General features: G+C 63.1%; 3 protein-coding genes. All 3 read left to right on the forward strand.

The window, feature by feature from the left end; translation table 11 throughout:
• Window positions 1-35: 35 nt before the first annotated feature.
• The 3 genes from K206_RS0133600 (at window position 36) to K206_RS0133610 (ending at window position 2,163) form a co-directional block, all read left to right on the forward strand.
• Window positions 36-980, forward strand: coding sequence for a LysR substrate-binding domain-containing protein (locus K206_RS0133600; RefSeq protein WP_020206683.1), 945 nt, complete (start codon window positions 36-38; stop codon window positions 978-980).
• Between the two features lie 87 nt (window positions 981-1,067).
• On the forward strand, window positions 1,068-1,748 hold the full coding sequence (locus K206_RS0133605; RefSeq protein ID WP_020206684.1) for a DUF433 domain-containing protein: 681 nt from the start codon (window positions 1,068-1,070) through the stop codon (window positions 1,746-1,748).
• Entirely contained in the window at window positions 1,738-2,163 is a 426-nt protein-coding gene (locus tag K206_RS0133610; RefSeq protein ID WP_029044389.1) for a DUF5615 family PIN-like protein, read from the forward strand. The genes K206_RS0133605 and K206_RS0133610 overlap by 11 nt, the downstream gene beginning before the upstream one ends.
• The last annotated feature ends 112 nt before the right edge of the window (window positions 2,164-2,275 follow it).

A 2,275-nucleotide genomic window follows, 5' to 3' on the forward strand; every position in this document is an offset into this window, starting at 1 on the left:
TTGGGACCGATGACCGGATCCGAAGAGAGCCCGACATGCTAGACATCCGCCAGCTTCACTATTTCGTTGCCGTCGCCGAGGACGAGCACGTCGGCCGGGCCGCCGAGCGGCTGCACATTTCGCAGTCGCCGCTAAGCCGGCAGATCGCCCAGCTTGAGGAAAAGCTCGGTCTGACGCTGTTCGAGCGCTCCCAGCAGCGCATCCGCCTGACCACCGACGGACGCACGTTCCTGGCCGAGACACGCGCCTTCCTGACCCATGCCAACCGCCTCGAATCGCTCGCGCGCCGGCTCGGCAAGGGCGACGAAGGCGGCCTGTGCATCGGCTACCTGGAATACGCGATGCACTCCGGCGTGCTGCCCAATGCCCTGCGCGACCTGCGCGGCAAACGTCCGGCGGTGCATATCGCGCTGTACAACCAGCAGTCCGAGGCGCAGCTCGAAGGCCTGCGGCAGCGCAGCCTCGACATCGCCCTGGTCTGCGAGCCGCCGCCGGCCGACGACCCCGACCTCGACGCCGCCCAGGTGCTCAACGACCCCATGCTGCTGGCGCTGCCCGAAGGCCATCCGCTGGCCGCCACGGAACGCCTCACGCCCGAAGACCTCGCCGCGCAGAAGTGGATCGGCGTGATGCACAAGGAAAGCGCGCTGCGGCACGACACCTTCGTCGCCGCCTGCGCGCGCGCCGGCTTCACGCCCGACATCACGATGGAAGCCACCGAACCGCTGGCCGCCCTCGGCCTGGTCGCCGCCGGACTCGGCATGACCATGATCCAGCAAAGCCTGCGCCACCAGGCGCCCGCCGGCGTGGTGCTGCGCGAACTGTCGTGGTTCAGCTACCGCACGCCGCTGTGGGCCGCGTGGCACAGGATCAACCTGCGGCCGCTGGTGGAGAGTTTCCGGAGGACGTTGCTGGGGAGTGGTGGGGTGAGCGAGGCGGTGATGGCCGTGAGGGAAGGGCGGCAGACTGCTGCGGTTTGAGGCATGGAACGAGCCCTGTCGACTTGAGATAAACTATTCCCGCCTCAGGGAATGATTTCTTGTTGCGGGAAATGAAAGGAGCACCTCATGCTGACCGCTGGCAAGTCCGTGTCCGCCGCGCATGTCGCGTTCATGGCCGACGTAACCGACACCGATATCAATCGGCTGGTTGATACCGATGTACTACCGCGAGCCTTGTTTCTTCGGGATCATGGCCGACGCTTCGCGCCACTGACCGCCGCCTTTGCCTCCTTCTATTTTCAAACGCAGGATGAACTCACTCGTTCGGCTCGCCGACAAGTGATCTGGGACCTGACCGCGCGCCTGGAACGCCGCCCCGATTTCGATGCGTTTCTGGCCCTGAATACAACGGTGCTCCACGCCGACTTCGACTGGTCGATACATCACGACTTCCTGACGGTGACACTGGACCGATGCGTTGAAACGGCACTGAACCGGGCCAGCCGGGTCCAGGAAGCGGAAAAGAGCATCGTCGAAGATCCCGAGATTCTGAGCGGTACGCCATGTTTTGCCGGTACGCGATTGCCGGTGGCCCATATCGTGGCAGCGACCGAAGCCGGCGCAACCATAGCGGAACTGCAGGAAGCCTATCCGTTCCTGAACGAGCGCTTGATCGACGACGCGCGTGTCTATGTCCAGGCCCATCCCCGGCCGGGACGCCCGCGCCGCATTACGGACATCGATACCGGTGCGGCTCTCGTGTCGCACAAAGTTGTCCGCCGCGGACAGAACCGGCGTGACCTTTAAATTCCTCATAGACGAGTGCCTTTGGCCAGGACTCGCGCAAATCGCTCGCGAATCGGGGTATCCGGAATCGACGTGCGTGAGGGATCGAGGCTGGTCGGGCGCGAAAGATCATCAGTTGATCCGCCATGCGGTGGCTGCGGACTTCACGCTCGTCACCCACAATGCGGTGGACTTTCGCGGCCCGGCCGGAGGGCCACGGACAGGCCTTCACGCCAGGGAACCCATCCATGCGGGCCTGGTTTGCCTGGTGTCTCCGTTCCCGATGACCACGGATCGCCAGCGCGAGCTGTTCAGATATGCGATTCAGGAACTTGAAACCATGCCTGATCTCATCAACCATGCGTTGGAGGTCATCGAAGACGAGAGCGGGGACGTCGCGATTGCGGTGTATCGGATTCCGGATGGGGATATCTAGGTCCATCTTGGTTTGGTCTCTTCATGATTTTACATAATCATCATTATGCGAAAATCAGATGCCAGAACCACCATGACCAACCCCAGCTTCGGGGTCGCCTCAGAAAACGGAA

This window comes from Cupriavidus sp. WS, from assembly GCF_000395345.1.
GTDB lineage: Bacteria > Pseudomonadota > Gammaproteobacteria > Burkholderiales > Burkholderiaceae > Cupriavidus > Cupriavidus basilensis_B.

Coding starts and splice junctions, on each gene's coding strand:
- K206_RS0133600 (WP_020206683.1), top strand. CDS start 36: ATGCTAGACATCCGCCAGCTTCACTATTTCGTTGCCGTCGCCGAGGAC.
- K206_RS0133605 (WP_020206684.1), top strand. CDS start 1,068: ATGCTGACCGCTGGCAAGTCCGTGTCCGCCGCGCATGTCGCGTTCATG.